Annotated in this window: 20 protein-coding genes and 1 riboswitch; of the genes, 10 read left to right on the top strand and 10 right to left on the bottom strand. The window is 68.8% G+C overall.

What is annotated here, in order from left to right:
- The first annotated feature begins 85 nt into the window (after window positions 1-85).
- Complete coding sequence (locus EV649_RS38645; RefSeq protein WP_157996395.1) at window positions 86-628, top strand: CGNR zinc finger domain-containing protein; 543 nt, start codon at window positions 86-88, stop codon at window positions 626-628.
- On the opposite strand, the gene EV649_RS38650 is transcribed toward EV649_RS38645, so the two are convergent.
- From EV649_RS38650 to EV649_RS38660, 3 genes are all read right to left on the bottom strand, one after another.
- Complete coding sequence (locus EV649_RS38650) at window positions 566-1,216, bottom strand: GNAT family N-acetyltransferase (protein ID WP_130388699.1); 651 nt, start codon at window positions 1,214-1,216, stop codon at window positions 566-568. The genes EV649_RS38645 and EV649_RS38650 overlap by 63 nt on opposite strands.
- Window positions 1,217-1,251: 35 nt before the next feature.
- Window positions 1,252-2,397, bottom strand: coding sequence for an ROK family transcriptional regulator (locus EV649_RS38655; protein WP_130388700.1), 1,146 nt, complete (start codon window positions 2,395-2,397; stop codon window positions 1,252-1,254).
- Window positions 2,398-2,539: 142 nt separating this feature from the next.
- Window positions 2,540-3,238 (bottom strand): GAF and ANTAR domain-containing protein, encoded by a 699-nt coding sequence (locus EV649_RS38660; protein WP_130388701.1) that lies wholly within the window; start codon window positions 3,236-3,238, stop codon window positions 2,540-2,542.
- 340 nt (window positions 3,239-3,578) lie between these two features.
- On the opposite strand from EV649_RS38660, the gene nhaA reads away from it, so the two are divergent.
- The 3 genes from nhaA to EV649_RS38675 all read left to right on the top strand — a co-directional run bounded on the left by nhaA (window position 3,579) and on the right by EV649_RS38675 (window position 6,983).
- Window positions 3,579-5,465, top strand: coding sequence for a Na+/H+ antiporter NhaA (gene nhaA / locus EV649_RS38665; protein ID WP_130388702.1), 1,887 nt, complete (start codon window positions 3,579-3,581; stop codon window positions 5,463-5,465).
- 101 nt (window positions 5,466-5,566) lie between these two features.
- Window positions 5,567-6,028 (top strand): rhodanese-like domain-containing protein, encoded by a 462-nt coding sequence (locus EV649_RS38670; protein ID WP_130388703.1) that lies wholly within the window; start codon window positions 5,567-5,569, stop codon window positions 6,026-6,028.
- Between the two features lie 112 nt (window positions 6,029-6,140).
- The gene (locus EV649_RS38675) at window positions 6,141-6,983 is read left to right on the top strand and encodes an SAM-dependent methyltransferase (protein ID WP_130388704.1); all 843 of its coding nucleotides are present in this window, start codon (window positions 6,141-6,143) and stop codon (window positions 6,981-6,983) included.
- Here EV649_RS38675 and EV649_RS38680 read toward each other — a convergent pair.
- Genes EV649_RS38680 through EV649_RS38690 form a run of 3 tightly spaced genes read right to left on the bottom strand, consistent with a single transcriptional unit; the run spans window position 6,980 to window position 9,144 of the window.
- A complete protein-coding gene (locus EV649_RS38680) occupies window positions 6,980-7,483 on the bottom strand; it encodes a tetratricopeptide repeat protein (RefSeq protein ID WP_241999222.1) in 504 nt (167 codons plus the stop codon). The two genes, EV649_RS38675 and EV649_RS38680, sit on opposite strands and share 4 nt — an antisense overlap.
- Window positions 7,484-7,490: 7 nt before the next feature.
- The gene (locus EV649_RS38685; protein WP_130388705.1) at window positions 7,491-7,841 is read right to left on the bottom strand and encodes a DUF1622 domain-containing protein; all 351 of its coding nucleotides are present in this window, start codon (window positions 7,839-7,841) and stop codon (window positions 7,491-7,493) included.
- A 16-nt stretch (window positions 7,842-7,857) separates the two neighbouring features.
- Window positions 7,858-9,144: an FAD-binding oxidoreductase gene (locus EV649_RS38690; protein WP_130388706.1), complete on the bottom strand. Its 1,287-nt coding sequence runs from the start codon at window positions 9,142-9,144 to the stop codon at window positions 7,858-7,860.
- Window positions 9,145-9,229: 85 nt separating this feature from the next.
- Between EV649_RS38690 and EV649_RS38695 the strand changes: the two genes are divergently transcribed.
- Genes EV649_RS38695 through EV649_RS38705 form a run of 3 tightly spaced genes read left to right on the top strand, consistent with a single transcriptional unit; the run spans window position 9,230 to window position 12,213 of the window.
- Window positions 9,230-10,618 (top strand): PLP-dependent aminotransferase family protein, encoded by a 1,389-nt coding sequence (locus EV649_RS38695; RefSeq protein ID WP_241999223.1) that lies wholly within the window; start codon window positions 9,230-9,232, stop codon window positions 10,616-10,618.
- Window positions 10,619-10,670: 52 nt separating this feature from the next.
- On the top strand, window positions 10,671-11,414 hold the full coding sequence (locus EV649_RS38700; protein ID WP_198682934.1) for a GNAT family N-acetyltransferase: 744 nt from the start codon (window positions 10,671-10,673) through the stop codon (window positions 11,412-11,414).
- A gap of 25 nt (window positions 11,415-11,439) precedes the next feature.
- On the top strand, window positions 11,440-12,213 hold the full coding sequence (locus tag EV649_RS38705; RefSeq protein WP_130388708.1) for an alpha/beta fold hydrolase: 774 nt from the start codon (window positions 11,440-11,442) through the stop codon (window positions 12,211-12,213).
- Here the strand turns inward: EV649_RS38705 and EV649_RS38710 are convergent.
- Window positions 12,203-13,135, bottom strand: coding sequence for an MBL fold metallo-hydrolase (locus EV649_RS38710; RefSeq protein WP_241999225.1), 933 nt, complete (start codon window positions 13,133-13,135; stop codon window positions 12,203-12,205). The genes EV649_RS38705 and EV649_RS38710 overlap by 11 nt on opposite strands.
- A gap of 118 nt (window positions 13,136-13,253) precedes the next feature.
- Here EV649_RS38710 and EV649_RS38715 point away from each other — a divergent pair, with 118 nt between their 5' ends.
- Both EV649_RS38715 and EV649_RS38720 read left to right on the top strand, forming a co-directional pair.
- Window positions 13,254-14,126, top strand: coding sequence for a LysR family transcriptional regulator (locus EV649_RS38715; RefSeq protein WP_130388709.1), 873 nt, complete (start codon window positions 13,254-13,256; stop codon window positions 14,124-14,126).
- Entirely contained in the window at window positions 14,123-14,995 is an 873-nt protein-coding gene (locus EV649_RS38720; RefSeq protein ID WP_130388710.1) for a serine hydrolase, read from the top strand. The genes EV649_RS38715 and EV649_RS38720 overlap by 4 nt, the downstream gene beginning before the upstream one ends.
- Here EV649_RS38720 and EV649_RS38725 read toward each other — a convergent pair.
- On the bottom strand, window positions 14,992-15,378 hold the full coding sequence (locus tag EV649_RS38725) for a RidA family protein (RefSeq protein WP_130388711.1): 387 nt from the start codon (window positions 15,376-15,378) through the stop codon (window positions 14,992-14,994). The two genes, EV649_RS38720 and EV649_RS38725, sit on opposite strands and share 4 nt — an antisense overlap.
- An 80-nt stretch (window positions 15,379-15,458) precedes the next feature.
- Between EV649_RS38725 and EV649_RS38730 the strand changes: the two genes are divergently transcribed.
- Window positions 15,459-17,315, top strand: coding sequence for a DUF6807 family protein (locus EV649_RS38730; RefSeq protein WP_157996396.1), 1,857 nt, complete (start codon window positions 15,459-15,461; stop codon window positions 17,313-17,315).
- Here EV649_RS38730 and EV649_RS38735 read toward each other — a convergent pair.
- Window positions 17,290-18,063, bottom strand: a complete 774-nt coding sequence (locus tag EV649_RS38735; RefSeq protein WP_130388712.1) for a thiazole synthase — start codon at window positions 18,061-18,063, stop codon at window positions 17,290-17,292. The genes EV649_RS38730 and EV649_RS38735 overlap by 26 nt on opposite strands.
- A gap of 1 nt (window position 18,064) precedes the next feature.
- Complete coding sequence (thiS, locus tag EV649_RS38740) at window positions 18,065-18,268, bottom strand: sulfur carrier protein ThiS (protein WP_130388713.1); 204 nt, start codon at window positions 18,266-18,268, stop codon at window positions 18,065-18,067.
- Window positions 18,259-18,370, bottom strand: a riboswitch (TPP riboswitch). It overlaps the preceding gene by 10 nt.
- Between the last annotated feature and the right edge of the window lie 15 nt (window positions 18,371-18,385).

Genomic DNA, 18,385 nt, shown 5'->3' on the forward strand with positions numbered 1-18,385 from the left:
TCCGGATCATCGGAGTGCGGGCGGATGTCTGCCTACGACCCTGGTATGACGCACCTCCTCCACAAGAATGAGCGATACTGGAGGGGTGCAAGCCACCGATCATCTGCAGGCGTCCTTGCAGGCCGCGATCGCGCTGGCCAACACCTTCGGATCCGCCGAGCGGCAGGGTCGCCCGGCGGTTCCCCCGGACGCCGCGGCGGTCGACGCCGTACTGCGGCTGACCACCAACCAACCGCCCGCCGTCGATCCCGCCGACTACGCCGCCGGCGGGAAAACGTTGTACGACGCCCTCGGCAGCCTCCCTGCCGTCGATCGGGCCGTCGAACTGGTGAACGCATTGCTCAGGGAAACCAAGGCCGCGCCGCAGTTGACCCGCGACGTCGGAGCGCCGTGGCATCTGCACTTCGGCAGTCCCGACGACGCGAACGGCTGGCTGGCCGAACTCGCCACCGCCGTGGCGATGCTGCTCGGCAGCGACGAGGCGGAGCGGCTCCGCCGGTGCGAGGCCGACCGATGCGACGACCTGTTCCTGGACTCGACGCGGAACGGGAACCAGCGGTTCTGCTCAACCGCCTGTCAGAACCGCGCCAAGGTCGCCGCTCATCGGGCGCGGGTCCGCAGCTCCTGACGCCGTGACCATGGTCGCCTCCGGCGACCAACCGAGCTTGCGGTAGAGGTGGAAGCCGTCGGTCGTGGCCATCAACAGCCCGGTCCGGGCCCCACGCTCGAGGGCTCGTCCGGTGAGCGCGCCCATCACCACGCTGCCGAGTCCCCGTCTCCGGTACGCCGGATCGGTCTGGATGTCGTGCATGACGGCGTCGTCGCCGACGATCGCCACCATTCCATGCGCCGCGACGGTGCCGTCCACAAGGACTTTCACGTACTCCAGCGGGCCGTCCGTCTCGATCGCGGCCGTCGCACGCGGATGCGTGAGCAGGTCGATCGACATCAGCGTCTTCTGTTCTTCGAACGGCTGGGTCCCGGCAGCGGCCAGTCGGCGGGCGATCTCCAAGCCGTGCTGCGTGGTGACGGTCAGCCAGGCGTCCGCGGGCAGGTCCCGGGCCAGCCGATCCACGGTCGTCGGGTCGTCGGTGCGGGTGAACAGTTCGCGGTCGCGCCCGGGGAGTCCCAGTGCGGCGGCGTACGCGTCGTCGTACTCGATCACCGGCGCCAGGCCGCGGCACAGCCGCCAGCCTTCCAGCCATCGCCTCATCATGGCGGTAGTGTAACTGTCTAGATTGAAATAGTCAGTTACTCGGTGCCGAGAACGAAGGTCTGGATCGCGACCACCGCGGCGCCGCGGGCCCACTCGCTGAAGTCGGCCGGCTGCAGGACCATCGGCACTTCGGCGGTCGACGGATGCCGGTCGGCGTGCAGACCTGCCAGCAGTTCGTCGTGCGCGACCTCCGCCAGCCGGACGCCTTCGCCACCGAGGACGACGAGCTCGGGCATGGCAAAGTTGGCGGCCGCCGCGATCAGTTTGCCGAGGGCGCGACCGGCGCGGCCGATCATCTCTCGCGCCGCCGGATCGCCTTTCGCCGCGAGGTCGAGCGCCTCGTCGTACTCCACCGGCCGGCCGAGCGCCGTACCGACGTGGTTCGTGATGGCGCTGACTGTCAGCAGGCTGATCGCGCAGCCACGGTGGCCCCGGTCGCAGCGCGGGCCGTCATGGAGCAACGGGTGGTGCGCGACCAGGCCGAGCGTGACGTCCGGGCTGTCGACCACCCGGTTGTGGACGACGAGCCCGTACCCGACACCGGCGCCGATCGTGAGCAGCACGAAGCGGTGCGCGTTCCGCCCGGCGCCGAACCAGTGGGTGGCTTCGACCAGGGAGGTCAGGTCGTTCGCGATCACGATCGGCACGCTCGTGTGTGCGGCGAGCAGTTCTCCGAACGGTACGTCGACCCAGTTCAGGTACGGCGCCCAGCGGACCTCGGTACGGTCCGCGACGCGCCCGCCGAGCGAGACGCCGACGCCGGTGATCGCCGTACCTCCCGGAACCTGGACGGTCAGTTCGTCGATGAGCTGGACGACGAGGTCGGCGACCGCGGACGGCGTGGGATCGGTGATCGGGCGCTCGACGATCGCGAGCACGTCCGCGCGCAGCGTCGTGAGTACGCCGATCGCGGAGTCGCCGGTGAGTTTGATGCCGACGAAGTGGTGGGCGTTCGCGTCCAGGTCGAGCGGCTGCGAGGGCCGGCCGACGCGGGCGTCCGTGGGGCCGCCCTCGACCTCGACCAGCAGGCCGGACTCGACCATCGGTTTCGTCAACCGGGTCAGGCTGCCGGGCGACAGGCCGACCCGGCGCGACAATTCGGCGCGCGACAACGGCCCGTCCAGCAGGATCTCCAACGCCACCTGCCGCGAGGGCCCCGCCAACGGCCGCCACTCACCCATTCGGTCAGACTAGCCTGGGCTTGAGACGCCGGGACGTGACCCGGTCCGCGGTACTGGCCGCACAAATCCCGGCGTCAGGCTCATTCCGAAGTATGCAACGGATCGTGGTGGGTGGCGCCGGGACAACGGTGTCAGATTCTCTTCAGTGTGGAAGCTTGCGCGTATCGATGAGTTGCTGAGCAACGTCGCGCAGTTTGGTGTTGGTGTCCTGCGAGTACCGCTTGAGGATCGCGAACGCCCGGTCACCGTCCACATCGAAGCGTTCCATCAGGATGCCCATCGCCTGACCCACCAGCTTCCGCGCGTCGACGGCCGCCGCCATCGTCTCCTCGTGCCGCGCGGACGCCACCGCCACGGACGCGTGCCGCGCGAGGATATGCGCGATCGCCTCGTCGTCCTCAGTGAAGGCCTCGGGCTCCGAGCTGTACAGGCCGAGTACGCCGACGGTACGTCGGGGCGCGTCACCGGTCGCCAGCGGTACGTCGAGAATGCTGCGGATCCCGAGCGCGGCGACCTTGGTACTCCACTCGGGCCAACGGTCGTCGGACGTCGTGTCGCGGATCAGGATCGTGGTGCGTTCGCGGAGTGCTGTGATGAGTGGGCCACTCTCCGCAGTGATCTGCAGATCGTGGATGTCGGAGACGATCTGGTCCGTGACTGCGGCGATCTCGGCCTGCGAACCGCGCGTGTAGAGGGCAACGCCGGCGTACGTGCAATTCACGGCATGCAAGGCGAACTGCACTACGGCATCGATCGTCTCCTCGACACCAGGCGCATCGTGTAACTCGATCGCCAGCCGGGCAAACGTATCCGCCGAATGGGCAAGCTCAGGCTCAGTCACTGGAAACTCCAGGGCATGGTCACGCAGTAGGGCAAGGTAATAATGCAGCCCAACCGACCCGCAGCGTTAGCCGCCACCAAAACCCATCGCCCCGCCCCGCCGGCCCACCTCGTTGCCCTCGCCGACGCGCCCACCGCACGGCCCCCTTTCGGCCACTCCGCAGGTGAACCTCTAACACTTAGAGTTACCGGTGAACTACTTTCGTGGGGTCGTTCCGAGCCTGAGCGGGGGCTGAGTCCGAGCTTCGGGGTCGAGCTTCAGCTTCGGTGGCCCACCAGAAGCTGTCTCATGGGCCCGTAGTTGACCGCGCGTTGGAGCGGGCCGGATTACAGTGTGCGCCATGGCGGAGTTGGTCGGTCTTTTGAGTGGGCGGACTGACTGGCGGCGGGGGTTTGCGGCGCCGATGCGGGCGTTTTTGCGGACCGAGGCGGGTAGTTCGGGGGTGCTCGCGGCTGCGATTGGGCTGGCGTTGGTGTGGGCGAACGTGTCGCCGGGGAGGTACGACGAGGTGTGGCGGACCGATCTGTCGATCGGGCTCGGGCACGACGTACTGAGTCTGGATCTGCAGGAGTGGATCAACAGCGGGCTGATGACGCTGTTCTTCCTGGTTGTGGGGCTGGAGGCGCGTCGCGAGTTCGATCTCGGTGATCTGCGCGAGCGCAGCCGGTTCGTGCTGCCGATGCTGGCCGGGATCGCGGGAATGGTCGCGCCGGTGCTGATCTACCTCGCGTTCAACGCCGGCGGTCCGGGGTCGCACGGCTGGGGCGTCGCGATGTCCACCGACACCGCGCTCGCGCTCGGTCTGCTCGCGTTGGTCGGCCGTGGTGTGCCGGATCGCGTGCGGGTGTTCCTGCTGACCGTGTTCGTGGTCGACGACCTGCTCGCGCTGGTGGTGATCGCGGTCGTCTACAGCGAGGACATCCGGGTGATGCCGCTCGTGCTGGCGATCGCCTCGTTCGCGATCGTGCTGGTGTTGTCGCTGTTCCACGTCCGCAAGGCCTGGGTGTACGTGATCCTCGGCGTACTGATGTGGGCCGCCCTCCTGAAGAGCGGCGTGGACCCCGTGGTCGCCGGGCTCGCGATCGGGCTGACGGCGCCGGCGTACTCGCCCGGTCGTGAGGAGCTCGAGGAGGCGACCGGTCGGTTCCGGCTGTTCCGCGAGCAACCGACGCCGGAGCTGGCGCGGTCCGCGACGGTCGGCCTGACCACGACGATCTCGCCGAACGAGCGCCTGCAGTACCTGTACCACCCATGGACCAGCTATCTGATCGTCCCACTGTTCGGGCTCGCGAACGCCGGTGTCACGATCGACGCGGCGTTCCTCGGGCAGGCGTTCACCTCGCCGATCACGCTCGGCATCCTGCTCGGGTACGTCGTCGGCAAGCCGCTCGCGGTGACGACGGTGTCCTGGCTGCTCGAACGTTTGAGCGGCGGGCGGATCCGGCCGGGGGTCGGCTGGGCCGCGGTCGTCGGCAGCGGGACGATCGCCGGCATCGGGTTCACGGTGTCGTTGCTGATCGCAACGATCGCGTTCGACGGGCCGCAGCTGGCCGAGGCGAAGGTCGGGCTGCTGTCCGCGGTGGTCGTCGCGTCGGCGCTGACCTGGGCGGTGTTCCGCGCGGCCAAGCTGCTGTCCCCTCCGAAGAAGGCGCTAGCACTGCTAGGCAACGCGGAGCAGTTGGTCGACCTGACCGATCCAGTGGATCCGGAGCGGGACCACATCCGCGGACCGGAGACGGCGTCGGTGACGCTGGTCGAGTACGGCGACTTCGAGTGCCCGTACTGCGGGATCGCCGAGCCCGTGGTACGGGATCTGCTGCACGACGACGACCTGCGGTACGTGTGGCGGCACCTGCCGTTGTCCGACGTACATCCTCGCGCCCAGATCGCGGCCGAGGTGGCGGAGGCGGCGTCCGCGCAGGGGGCGTTCTGGGAGATGCACGACCTGCTGCTCGCGAACCAGGAGAACCTCCAGCCGAAGGACCTGATCGGGTACGCGGAACAGCTCGGTCTGGACACCGACCGGTTGCACGACGACGTGAAGCGGCACGTGGCGGCGGCGCGGGTCGCGCTGGATGTGGAGTCGGCGGACACGAGTGGGGTTTCGGGTACGCCGACGTTCTTCGTGAACGGGCAGCGGCACTACGGGGCGTACGACGTGGAGACGCTGAAGCAGGCGATCAAGGTGGCGCGGGCACGCGCGAAGATCACCACGCGACAGCGCTGAACCGGGCGTGGCGGAATCTTGATGTACTACGTCATTTCCGCCACTTCCGCCGTACTGCCAAAAAGTCGACGCTGGTGGCTCCCCGATCAAGGAGGCATCACATGACGACCTCGGCCGTACTGCGGACCCCGGCTGCCGGGCGGGACGCCGCCGTCGCGCATTTCGCCGGCCGGCTCTCGTTCGAGGTGGATGCGGCTGATGTCGCTGCGGACATCGGCGCCGGCGTCACGGGTTGGGTGCTGATCGACAGCCGGAGCCAGGAGAGCTGGGACCAGGGGCATGTGCCGGGTTCGGTCCACCTGCCGCACCGAGAGATCGCGGCGCGCGCCGCGGATGTCGTACCGGCTGGAGTGACGGTCGTGACGTACTGCTGGGGCCCCGGTTGCAACGGTGCGACGCAGGCGGCGCTCGCGTTCGCCCAGCTCGGGTATCCGGTGAAGGAGATGATCGGCGGGTTCGAGTACTGGGTGCGCGAAGGCGGGCCGATCGAGACCGCGGACGGGATCGAGCGCCGGGAGTCCGACCCGCTGACAGCCCCGCGCGGTGTCGCCTGCGCGTGCTGAAACCCCTGTGCGGGTTGAGTTTTACAGAGATTGAACTCGCCGTGGCGATGCGCTGACTCTCTGTGCGTTACCCTCGTGGTGAACGTGTGCCCCCGCGTCGCGAGGAGACAGTGTGACCGATCAGCCGATGTACGACGGTGGGCTGATCGCGCACGGGATCGACACCACCCGGCCGAGCGTCGCTCGCGTCTACGACTACGCACTCGGCGGCAAGGACAACTACGAGTCCGACCGTGAGCTGTACCGGCAGATCATGAAGATTGCGCCGGAGACCCCCGTGTGGGCGCGGGCGAACCGGCGCTGGCTCCACCAGGTGGTCACCTGGCTGGCCGAGGAGGCCGGCGTACGGCGGTTCATCGACGCGGGCTCCGGCCTGCCGACCGTCGAGAACACGCACCAGATCGCCCAGAAGGTGAGCACGGACGCCTCGGTGGTGTACATCGACAACGACCCGGCCGTGGTCGCCCATGGGCGGGCGCTCCTGCTGGACAACGACCGGACACAGTTCACCGCGGCGGACCTCACCAAGCCTGAAGAAGTGCTGGCGGAACCGCCGGTCGCGGGGATGCTGGCCGACGGTGAGCCGGTTGCGCTGGTGATGGCGCTGATGCTGCACCACATCGCCGACTACGACGAGACGCTGGAGATCGCCGGCAAGTACGTCGACGCACTGCCGCCGGGCTCCTATCTGGCGATCACGCACGCGTGCAACCCGGGCGACGGCGGTGAGGTCGACGTACTCGTGACCGAGCTTCTCGAGAAGGTCAAGGACGCTTTCCCGACCTTGGCGTTCCGTTCGGTCGAGCAGATCTCGTCCCTGTTCCACGGGCTGGAGATCCTCGAGCCGGGGGTCGTCCGGCTGGCCGATTGGCATGTCCCTGGCGGCCGCGTCGACGAGGACCCGCAGGTCGGTATCCGCGACGCCATCTACGGCGGCGTCGCGCACAAGCCTTAGCTCAAGCCCGCCAGATAGTCGGCGTTGCCGCGGATGGCGGCTTCGTAGCGCTTGATCTCGGCGGAGTCGACCTTGTCGGCGATCACCAGCAGGAGCGTCGCGAGCGCCTTGTCCTTCGCCCCGGCGGCGTGCAGTGTCAGCGCCTTGAAGACCCGCAGCGAGTCCGACTCGGGGAACTCCGCACACGCGCCCTTGAACACGGCCAGCGACTCGTCGAAGCGGTCGAGGTTGCGCAGCGTGCTGCCGTACTGCAGCAGGCACTTCCGGCGGGTCTCCCCGGTCAGCCCGGGTAGCGCGCGCTCGTAGTACCCGACGGCCGTCTCCTCATCGCCGGCGGTGTCGTACGACCCGCCGACCTCGTACAGCACATATGGATTGTCCGGGTGCTCGGTCAGCAGCTTCTCGAAGAAGGCGATCGTCGGCCCCATGTTCGCCCGGTCGCGCCGCGCGAATGCCGCATCGATCGTCGCCGCCAGTTCCGGCGTCAGCTCAGTCGTCACAGTTCCATCATGCCGCGTCGGTCCGGCGGGTCTGCCACGGCCACGATCCGGAGATCTCCACTTCGAGCGCGAAACTGAGCACAGTCCGGATCACCACGATCAGGCCCAGCACCAGCACGCTCTGCACAGACGTCTCGACGATGATCGTCCGGATGATGTCCCCGACGATCAGGATCTCCAGCCCGAGCAGGATCACCCGCCCGAGATTCACCCGCAGCTGCTGGTAGCTCCCGGTGCCTTTGCGGACGACGTCGTAGCAGTACCGAATCAGGACAACGGCGAGCCCGATCGCCATGATGACCACGCCGGAGCCCTCGATCGTCCGGGCGACGTCCGCGAAGACCTGCTCGAAGTCCATTCCTCACAGGTACCAGTCAGGCAGCGGACTCGCTCGTCGGCTCGCCGGGTCGGATGTTCTGGTTCAGGTGGAACACGTTGGCCGGGTCGTACGCCGTCTTCAGCGCGACCAGCCGCTCCAGCGTCGCGGGCGGGAACGCGCGGTTGATCGGGTCGTCGTTCAGCGTGTTCACGTACGTCCCGCTCGCGTACTGCGCCAGCGTCGCGGCGTACCCGCGCAGCCGACCGATCCGCTCCTCGTCCTCGGCCGGGTCCTCCCACCGTGTCGCGGTGACGAACTCGAACAACGTGTCCCGGTGACTGAATGCAGCGTTTTCCGTGGGTACGTCGGCAATCGCCCCGCCGTACGCCTGCAGACTCGCGGAGACCCCCGGGTTGTCCACCAACGCGCGGATCACCTCATCGGGCAGCGACTTGAAGTAGTGGCCCTTCCAATACCGCCGAAAACGGTGTCCTTGGACGTTGTCGTCCCGCGTCTGCAGCTTCAGGTACGTCGTTTCCTCGACCATCTCGTCGCTCACCGGCCCGAGTGCGCGGAACGCCGGCAGCAGGTCGTGCCCACCCTCGCCGACCCACACGTACCCGACCGTCACCGAGTCCGCCGTGATGCTGGCGGTGAACGTCGCCTCCCGCGGCGCGTCGGCGTTCAGCTCCCGCCACCCGCGCAGTACGTCGAACCCCGCCGACACCGGATAGGTGAACTCGACGATCAGCGCCCGCGTCCCCACCTGGTGCAGCCGGAACTCGAACGACGTGACGATTCCGAAGTTTCCGCCGCCCCCACGCAGCCCCCAGAACAGCTCGGGATTCTCGTCCGCGCTCGCCCGTACGACGTCACCGTCCGCCGTCACGACCTCGTACGAGATGACGTTGTCGCAGGCCAGCCCGAACCGCCGCGCCAGCCAACCCATCCCGCCGCCGAGCGTCAGCCCACCGACCCCGGTGTGCGAGACGTTCCCGGCCGTCGTCGCCAGCCCGTACTCCTGCGCCGCCTTGTCCAGCTCGCCCAGCAGCGCGCCGCCCTGCACCCAGGCCAGCTTGGCCGCAGGATCCACGCGGACCTCGCTCATCGGCGTGAGGTCGATCATCAGCCCGCCTTCGGGGACGGCGAGACCGGCGATGTTGTGGCCGCCGCAGCGGACAGCGATCTCCAGCCCGGCCGCGCGCCCGTACCGAACCGCCTCGGCGACGTCCTCGGTCGAAGCGCAGCGGGCGATCACGGCGGGCCGGCGGTCGATCATCGCGTTCCAGACGGTGCGCGCGTCGTCGTACCCGGCGTCTCCGGTGCGCAGAAACAAAGTCATCGCTCTCAGCTCCCTGATGTTTTGGTCGTGTCCACAACCCTGACAGCGGAGCGGTCCGTCGATAAGGTCCAGTTCTGTGAGCCGAATGAGGACCAGTTCCGGAGCCGGCGAGCTCCTGGTCGAGCTGCAGCGCGACAGCGGCGTCCCGCTGCACCAGCAGCTCGAGAGCGGGATCCGGACCAGGATCCGCGCCGGACTGCTGCGCGCCGAGACCGTCATGCCGTCGACGCGCGCCCTCGCGCACGACCTCGGCCTGTCCCGCGGCGTGGTCGTCGAGGCGTACCAGCAGCTCGTCGCGGAGGGGTACCTGATCAGCCGCGCCGGCGGATACACGCAGGTCGCCGACATTGCCGTGATCGAGGCGACGACCGCTCTGAGGCCCGATGCAGGTCCGCCACGGATCGACTTCCGCTACAGCCGTCCGGACGTCTCCGAGTTCCCCCGCGCCGCGTGGCTCCGATCGGTACGGCGGGTGCTCAACGAGACGCCGTACCGCAGCCTCGCCTACATCGACGGACGCGGCACGATCGAGCTCCGCACGGCCCTGTCCGACTATCTGAACAGGGTCCGCGGTACGGCGGCGCGCCCGGAGAACATGCTCATCTGCAACGGGTTCGCGCAGGGCTCGCGGCTACTGCTGCAGGTGCTGGCCGCACACGGACGCCGGCGGCTCGCGGTCGAGGACCCGTCCGACAACGACCTGCGGGACGTCGCTCGAGCGGCCGGGCTCGAGGTGGTCGGCGTACCGATGCTGGAGACGGGCATCGACGTCAACGCGTTGGAGCGGTCGGGCGCGGACGTCGTACTCGTGACGGCTGCACATCAGTTCCCCACTGGAGCGGTGGCGTCGGCGGAAACGCGGGCGGCGCTGGTCGCGTGGGGCGGGCTGGTGATCGAGGATGACTACGACGCGGAGTACCGCTACGACCGGGAGCCGATCGGCGCGATGCAGGGGCTTGCGCCCGATCGTGTCGCGTACGCCGGGACCGCGAGCAAGACACTGGCCCCCGGGTTGCGGCTGGGCTGGCTGATCCTGCCGTCGTGGCTGGTCGAACCGATGGCACAGGCGAAGCTGATGGACGATCGAGGGTCGCCGGTGTTCGACCAGCTGGCGTTCGCGGACTTCGTGGCGCGGGGCGAGTTCGACCGGCACCTGCGGCGGATGCGGCCGCGGTACCGGACGCTACGGGACACGCTGGTCGAACGGTTGGCGGCGCGGCTGCCAGAGCTCGAGCCGGTCGGCATCTCGGCCGGACTGCACGTGATGACGTGGCTGCCGCCTGACCTCCGCGAGGATGCGTTGCGCGACGCGGCGTTGCAGCGGGGGCTCGGCGTGTACGGGCTGGCGCCGTACTGGGTGTCTGGAGAAGGGCCTGCCGGGCTGGTGTTCGGGTACGGGTCGCTGTCCCAGAAGGAAGTTGTCGAGGGCATCGAGTTGCTCGCGGACGTAGTCGCGACCGTCCGCGGACGATGAATAACTATCCAGTTCATTGCAATTCGATCCGGACGGTTCTAGGCTTGGTGGAGTGATCGCCGAAGCTCGCATGGACGCCCTGATGAACCAAGGCTGGCCCGCCGCACACAGCACCCAGCTGGACGGCTGGCTGGTCCGACACAACGCCGGAGTCACCCTGCGAGCCAACTCGGTGCTGCCCGCGAGTGCGCCGTTCGACCTCGACAGGGCCTTGGATTACGTGGAGAACCTGTACGTCGCCCACGACATCAGGCCGTCGTTCCAGGTGGGTCCGGCGGCGCAGCCCGGCGACCTCGACGAGTACCTGGCAGCCCGCGGCTACGAACTCCGCAATCCGACGTTGGTGATGTGTGCGGAGGTTGCCGACGTTCTCGCGAAGCTGTCCGAGCCGCCCACCGCGGTGAATATTTCCACCGCGCCCGATGATGACTGGATGGACTTCTGGTGGGCCGTCGACGGCCGCGGCGGGTCCGCCGCACAGGCCGCTGCCCGGCAGATCCTCAACCGCAGTCGTGCGCTGTACGCCGTGATCCCGTCCGGCTCGCCGATCCAGGCCATCGGCCGGCTCGCCCTGGTCGACGGCTGGGCCGGTCTCTACTGCCTCGCGGTCGATCCCGGCCATCGCCGCCGAGGCCTCGCCCAGGCCGTCATCCACGGCTTGTTGCAGCGGGCAACAACCCTCGGTGTCACCCGTGTCTGGCTCCAGGTGGTCGAGTCCAACACCCCGGCCCGCGCTCTGTACGACCGCCTCGGCTTCCAGACCGCCTCGCGCTACCACTACCGCGTCCTGCCCTGACAGATGGAGATCTAGGATCGCACTCGTGCTGACTCTCCCGGATCACCGGACCGGCCTGCTGCAACGCGGTACGAGCGGGCCGGCGGTGGTGCTGCTGCACTCGCTCGGCCTCGACAAACTCATGTGGGATCCAATCCTCGACCAGCTCGCCGTCGGCCGCCGGGTGTTCGCGTACGACCTCCGCGGTCACGGCGAGGCTGCCGGGTCGCCGCGCCCGTTCACGCTGCACGACACTGCGCGGGACCTGATCGCCGTACTCGACGAGCTCGAGCTGGTCACGGCGCATGTCGTCGGGCTTTCGTACGGCGGTGCGATCGCCCAGACAGCAGCGATCGAGTCACCCGGCCGGTTCGCCTCGATGTCACTTCTGGCGACGACCGACCGGGCGTTCCCCGACGTCTTCGAGCGGCGGGCCGTGTCGGCGGAGGCGGACGGTATGCGTACCCAGGTGGACGAGACGTTGACTCGGTGGTTCACACCTGCGGCCCTCGCGGACAACACGCTTGGCGTGCAGTACGCGCGGGAGTCCGTGCTCGCGCTGGATCCGGCCGACTGGGCGGCGGCGTGGCGGTCGATGAAGGAACTGGATGCCCAGGGCAAGCTTGCCCACTTCCCAGCGCCGGTGCTGGTGGTTGCCGGCGGAGCGGACGTGTCCGGGCCTACCGCCGTACTGCGACAGCTCGCGGACGGGATCGCCGGTGCGAGCTTCCGCGAGCTGCCTGGCGTACCGCATATGCAGACTCTGGAACATCCCGAGGAAGTGGCCGCTGTTCTTGACGAGTTCCTGCCTACAGCGTGACCTGCTGCAGGTGATCGAGTACGACGAACTCGGCGCCGGTCTTCTCGACGGACGTGCGGAGCGGCGTCAGGTCGGTCCACGGGATGCCCGGGTCGTCGAGGGGCTTGTCGAAGTCGTCCCAGTGCGTGGCGATCACCTTCCGGACCGGCTTGATCGTCTGCAGCAGGCGGTCGGTGATGCCGGGCTCGCCGCCCGGAGCGGCCAGTACGACGTCGACCTGGAGGCCGCGCAGCGCATTCGGGTCGAAGTTCGCCGTACTGAGGCTGAGGATGCGCAGACCGCCGATCGTGACCACGAACGCGAGCGTGCCGCCCTCGACCAGGTCCTCGATCACTCGCGGGCGCGGCGGGACGTCGTACCGGTAGCCCGGGTACGCGTAGGTGTGCCGCTTGCCGCCGCAGGAGTGCAGCGACGGGAACACCTCGATCGCGAAGCCCTCGAACGGCAGGTACTCGCCGCCGCGGACCGGTGACAGCAGGTCGTTCGGCGTCTTCATCGCGCGCAGCATGTTCGCGTGCGTCTCGGTGCAGAGCACTGTGGCCTGCGTCTTCTTCGCGACGTACGGTACGTCGGCCATGTGGTCGTAGTGGCCGTGGTGGACCAGGATCGCGTCGGCGGTGCTCAGGTGCCGGTCGATCACGTCGGGCTTGATCACCAGCTTCGTCTTCGGGTCGGCGCCCTCCGGGGTGAACGTCCCGGTGTGGAAGCGGGTCAGCCAAGGATCGGTCAGTACGACGCTCTTGCCGCACCGGATCTGCCACGCGTGCGTCCCGAACCAGGTCAGCTCCACCGGCTCTCGCGTCGACTGGCTCGTGGACGTGGTTGCCGCCTCGCTCTGGTTCTCGAGCCCGACCGCCCCGACCACACCCGCGGCACCGGCCGCCGCCGCGCCCGCCAGCATCCCTCTCCGACTCACCTTCACGCTGTCTCCTTCTCGTCGTCGCTGAGACCTCAGTCAAGGCGGGCTGGGGCGAGCATGTCGAATATGCTCTTGCGCATGGAGCGATTGGCTGGAGCTATCACCGCAGGTCAGTCACGTCATGATCACTGAAAGGCACTTGCAGATCTTCATCGCGCTCGCCGAGGAGCAGCACTTCGGTGATGCGGCGCGGGCTGTCGGCATCACCCAGCCGCCGCTGTCCCAGGGCCTGCGGCGCCTGGAGGCGCTGGTCGGCTCGAAGCTCTTCGAACGCGGCGCAGGTCGCGTCGAACTCACGCCCGCCGGCGTCGCGCTGCTGCCGTACGCACGGCGCGCGCTGACCTCGATCGAGGAGCTGCACCAGGCGGCCGTCGCGCGCGATCCGGAGGGTCCCGAGATCCGGCTCGGTCTGGCGCCCGAGGTCCCGCCGTCGGCAGGCGCGGCGGTGGCCGCGGCCTGCGGCTCGATGATTCCGGGCAGTCGAGTCACGGTGGTGACCGCGCCGACGAGTTCGCTGGTCAATCAGGTCGGCACGGGCCGTTTGACGTTGGCCGCCGTACTGCATCCCGCCGTACTGGATGGTCTGGAGGCTGGGCCGGTATCGCTCCTGCCGACCTGGGCACTCGTGCCGGCAGCGACTGTCGACACCGAGGTCGTGGCGTTGCGGCAGCTGAAGGGGCTGCCGATCGCGGTGCGGCCGCGGGCCGAGGCACCGGCGGCGCGAGATCTGTTCCTGGACACGCTGGCGCTGCACCGGCCTGACGGTGGGACGGTCGTGGTGACGGACGAGCGCGCCGGACTCGCGATGGCGGCCGCCGGCCAGGCGATCGTGGTGACCGCCGACCCGGCACTGATCGCACCGGGCGTCGGTCGGCATCGACTGGCCGACGATCCGCTGCCGTTGCGCCTCCGGCTCGTCTGGTCGAGGACGCGTACGCCGTTCCTCCGCCCGAACGACGTGATGGCTCAGCTCACGGAAGCGCTGGCATCGTGAACGCCCGGATCCGTGGGATCTTCGAGGACGCCGGTGTCCGCGGCTGGTTGCACGCGGTCTCGCTCGACGAGCCCGAGGCGTCCGTCGAGCTGGACGCGGACGCCGTGGTCCCGCTGGCGTCGGTCTACAAGTTGCCGCTGCTCGCCGGGTTCTGCCGGCTGGTGGATTTGGGCGAGCTCGATCCGCGCGAGCGGGTGACGCTCGAGCCGTCGGCGCGGACCGCCGGACCGACCGGGCTGTCCGCGTTCGCGGATCCGGTGACGGTGTCGCTGCGTGATCTGGCCCTGTCGATGGCGACGGTGTCGGACAACGCGTCAGCCGATGCGCTGCTGGACATCGTCGGGCTGCGCCGGCTCGCGCAAATCCTGGAGTCATTCGGACTGCGCCGCACCTGGGTTCGTCGCGGTACGGCGGCCAACCTGCGTGACCTGCAGCGCCGTACGGGTGCCGACGATGCGGACGCGGCCCTCGCCGTACTCGCGGACAACGACCGGACCGATCCGGTCGGCGTGTACGAGGCGGCGAACGGGTCAGCGGCCAGTGCTCGCGACCTGACCCTGTTGCTGCGGCGGTTGTGGGCGGGGGAGTTGCTCTCGGCCGAGCAGACCGAGTTCGTCAAGACGACGATGCACCGGCAGATCTTCCTGCACCGACTGGCGTCCGGCTTCCCGCACGACGGCGTACGCGTCGCGGGGAAGACCGGAACGTTCGGCGCGTTGCGGCACGAGGCCGGCGTGGTCACCCTGCCCGGCGGGGCGGCGTTCGCGATCGCGGTCCTCACGCTCGCCGCCCGCGGCGACCTCCGCCAGCCCCGCGTCGACGCCGCCATCGGCGAGGCCGCTCGGGTGGCGGTCGACGTACTGCGTTAGATGATCGCGAAGGCCTCGATCTCGATCAGGGCCAGCGGGCTGAACAGTGACGCCACCTGCACCGCCGAACTCGCGGGCTTGAGGCCGGTGATGTACTTGTCGCGGACTACGCGGATCTCCGGCAGGTGGGTGATGTCGGTGACGAAGTACGTCAGTTTCACGATGTTCGAGAACGTCGCGCCGACCGATGCCAGGCAGCGCTCCAGGTTCGCGAACACCTGCTCTGTCTGCACCGTCGGATCATCTCGGCCGACGAACTCCCCGTTCACGTCCAGCGCCACCTGCCCGGAGATGGCCACCCATTGGCCAGATCCGGTCACCACGTGGCTGTACCCGTTGCCCGGCGCAACGCCAATCACGCGTGGATACTCCAACTCGCTCACCAGCTCCTCTGTCGACGTGTTGTCTCATCCGACCACACCGAGGGTTGAGAAACCGGTTTCCATCGAGAGAGGATACGGGGGTGGGCCGGACACCGAAGGACTCGATCACGATTGCCGACGTCGCGCGCGCGGCGGAGGTGTCGCGGGCGACCGTGTCCCGGGTGATGAACGGGCGTCTCAGTGTCGCACCGGAGATCGTCGCCCGGGTGCGCGCCGCGGCGGAGCGGCTCAACTACCGGCCGAGCGACCTGGCCCGCAGCCTGTCGCTGGGCCGGACGAACATGGTCGCGCTGGTCGTCCCGGACCTCGGCAACCCGCTGTTCCAGCAGATCCTGCGCGGCATCACGAACGCGTCCGCGGCGGCCGGGTACAAGGTGCTGGTCGCCGAGACCGACGAGGACCCGAAGGCCGAGGCGGCGATCGCGATCGAGGCCCGGCGCCGCTGCGACGCGCTGATCATGGTCTCGCCGCGGATCGACGAGGAGCGCCTGCTCGAACTTCTGCCGCAGGTGCAGCCGGTGATCCTCGTCAACCGTCAGGGGCCGGCGGAAGTAGCGTCGGTGGTGGTCGACTACGGCCGCGCCGTACGGATCGTCGTCGATCACCTGGTCGGCCTCGGACACCGGCGGCTCGCGTTCCTGTCCGGCCCGGCGGCGAGCGCGTCCAACGTGATGCGGCTGCAGGCGCTCGCGGTTGCCGAGCGGGAGATCCCGGGGCTGGAGCTCGTCCGGCTCGAGTGCGGCTGGTCGATCGAGGACGGGTACGCCGCGGTGGAGCGGGTGCTCGAAGCGCAGGTCACCGCGGTCGTCGCGTTCAACGATCTGGTGGCGTTCGGGTTGCTGGCGCGGCTCAACGAGGTCGGGGTCGCCGTACCGGCTGATCTGTCGGTGACCGGGATGGACGACATCGGGCTCGCGCGGTTCGCCGTACCGTCACTGACGACCGTTCGGGTGCCGCAGAAGGACCTCGGTGAGCTTGCGTGGCAGCGGTTGCACGCGTCGATCACGGGGCCTTCAGACGAGGTGGGCGGCGTACCGGAGCTGCGGCTGGCGGTGCGGGCGAGCACGGGTCCGGTGCCGCAGGAGCCGCGCTCCAACGCGTCAGCTGATCAGGTCGGGTGGCAGCAGCAGGGGGACATCTTCGCGCTCGGGAGTTCGGCGGGGCTGCTGGCGCGGTACGAGTTCGGACGGCGGATGCCGCAGGTCCACGCACCGCGGCCCTACCTGCACCCGGTCCGGACGCTCGGCGGGCACCCGCTGACCGAGGTCAGTCCGGTCGACCATCGGCATCACTACGGCGTCTCGCTCGCCGTCGCGCAGGTCAACGGCACGTCGCACTGGGGCGGCCGGACCTACGTCCGCGGCCAAGGCCCGACCCTCCTCACGAACCACGGCCAGCAACGCAGCCGCGGCGTCACCGTCAACGACCGCGAGCTGGTCGACGACATCACCTGGTACGACGAGCAAGGCCGCCCGCAACTCGTCGAACGCCGCCGCCTCACCGGCGACCTCGCCTTCGGTGGCTGGCGACTCGACTGGCGCAGCGTCCTCACTGCCCGCTACGGATCAATCCGGATCGATAGCCCGGCCACATCGGGCCGGGCCGGGGCAGGGTACGGCGGTCTCTTCTGGCGACTGCCTGCTGCGGAGACGACTGTCCTGAGTGCCGACGGAGACGGGCTGGATGCCGCGTTCGGCTCGTGTAGTCCGTGGCTCGCGTTCGTCCAAGGCGATGTCAGCCTGCTGTTGCTGCAGCCGGATCAGGTGTGGCCGTGGTTCGTGCGATCCGGTGAGTACGTCGGCGCTTGCCCGGCGCTCGCGTGGGAGCAGCCGTTGGTGCTGCAACCCAACCAGGACCTGACGTTGTCCCTCACCGCGCTCCTGCTGGACCGGGCGGTGGACGCGGCGGAGGCTAAAAGGTTGGCAGGCCAGTTGTAGGCGACGACGCCAGCGCCGACTGCCATCTCTTCGGCACGCGGCCGGCGAGGCGTGCGCTCCGGCCGGCGGAGACGGCGTCGCGCATCGCGGCGGCCATCAAAGCGGGCTTCTCCGCACGGGTCACCGGAGTCGCGAGCATGACCGCGTCGCAGCCGAGTTCCATCGCCAGCGCGGCGTCGCTCGCCGTACCGATGCCGGCATCCACGATCACCGGGACGTTCGCCGCCTCGGCGATCAGCGCGATGTTGTGCGGGTTGCGGATACCGAGCGCCGAACCGATGGGTGCGGCCAACGGCATGACGGCCGCGCAACCGGACTGCTCGAGGCGACGGGCGAGGATCGGGTCGTCGTTCGTGTACGGCAGCACGGTGAAACCGTCGGCCACCAAGGCCTCCACGGCATCGAGCAGCTCGAACGGGTCCGGTAGCAACAGGTGGTCGTCGGCAACGACCTCGACCTTGATCAGGTCGGTCCCGAGCGCCTCGCGGGCCAGCTTCGCGGTCAGCACGGCCTCGGCCGCGGTGTGGCAGCCGGCCGTGTTCGGCAGTACGTCGATGTTGTGCTTCTTCAGTACGTCGAGCACCGAGCCCTCATGACCCGTGCCGAGCCGGCGCATCGCGACCGTGGTGAGTTGGGTGCCAGAGGCAATCAATGCCTCCTCCATCACTTCCAGGTTGGCCGAACCGCCGGTCCCCATGATCAGCCGCGACGTGTACGTGCGCCCGCCGAGCTCCAGTGGATCATCCATGTCAGCCTCCCTGCGTCGCGCTGACGATCTCGACCCGGTCGCCCGGCCGCAGGGTTGTCTGCGCCCATTCGGCCTTGGTCAGCACGTTCTGGTTCACCGCGACCGCGATCCCGGTGGCGCGATCGGAGTACTCCGCGATCAGCTCGGCCACCGACTTGCCGGGCGGTACGTCGACCGCCGTACCGTTCACCCAGACGGATTCCATCGCTTCCTCCCTACGCCGGAATTACCCGATTCAGGTTCAGCGGTCGGTGACGGGGGAGTCACCCTCTCAGCCCACTTCCTGCGAGCTCCCGCGGACGTTCCGACTATAGCTGACAGC

The sequence above is a fragment of the Kribbella sp. VKM Ac-2569 genome (assembly GCF_004216905.1).
Taxonomy (GTDB): domain Bacteria; phylum Actinomycetota; class Actinomycetes; order Propionibacteriales; family Kribbellaceae; genus Kribbella.